This window comes from Sulfitobacter sp. HI0129, assembly GCF_001635395.1.
Taxonomy (GTDB): domain Bacteria; phylum Pseudomonadota; class Alphaproteobacteria; order Rhodobacterales; family Rhodobacteraceae; genus Sulfitobacter.
The window spans coordinates 1-936 of record NZ_LWGH01000693.1 but is presented as its reverse complement, the minus strand read 5'-3'; the positions used below and the strand labels follow the sequence as shown (position 1 = coordinate 936).

Annotated in this window: 1 protein-coding gene; it reads left to right on the top strand. The window is 57.4% G+C overall.

Annotated features, from left to right (window positions below; genetic code table 11):
• On the top strand, window positions 1–936 hold a 936-nt coding region (locus A3764_RS17475; RefSeq protein WP_150122270.1), incomplete at both ends, for a TRAP transporter permease.

The following is a 936-nucleotide window of genomic DNA, read 5'->3' as shown; positions in this document are numbered from 1 at the left end:
CTGGCAGTTCTATGTCGCGCTTTCGCTCTTTATTCTGATTATCGAGGCCGCGCGCCGCTCCGGTGGTTTGATCTTCGTGTCTATCGTCATAGTGCTGGGCCTCTACCCGATATATGCCGACCAGATGCCGGACATCTTATGGGCCTCGCCAACCAGCTTTTCCCGCACTATTGCCTATAACATCTACTCCAATAGCGGGCTTCTCGGCGTGCTGATTCAGGTCATCGGCGAGACGATCATCGGCTATCTGATCTTTGCGTCGCTTTTAGTGACAACGGGCGCGTCCGATTTCTTCCTGAATTTCGCCAACGCCTGTATGGGCCGCGCCAAGGGTGGCGCGGGAAAGGTGAGCGTACTCGCCAGCGGCTTCTTCGGGAGCCTGAGCGGCAGCATCTTCAGCAACATCATCAGCACCGGCACAATGACGATCCCGAGCATGAAGAGGGGTGGTCTTCCGGCGCACTACGCCGGTGCGCTCGAGGCATGCGCCTCCACGGGCGGCATGCTGATGCCACCCGTGATGGGGGCGGTTGCCTTTATCATGGCCGACTTCACCGGTACGTCATATTCCACCATTGTCGTCGCGGCGGCGATCCCCAGCATTCTCTACTATTTCGGCTTGTACTGGCACGTGCACAGCTATGCTGAACGCCACGAACTCGACGGTATTCCACAAGACGAACTGCCGTCGATCAGCAAGACCATACGCGAAGGCTGGCCGATCCTGCTGGTGCTGGCATTCCTAGTCTGGGCTCTGGTCTTCATGCGTTGGGAACGCCTCGCGCCGTTCTATGCCTCAGCGCTGCTTCTTGTTTTCACATCGCTTCGCAAGAGTACCCGACTGTCCCTCAAAAGCATTCCCGGCATGCTGTTTGAGATCAACAAGTTGCTTAGCCAGGCAATGGCGCTTCTGCTGCCGATCAGCTTCATACTCGG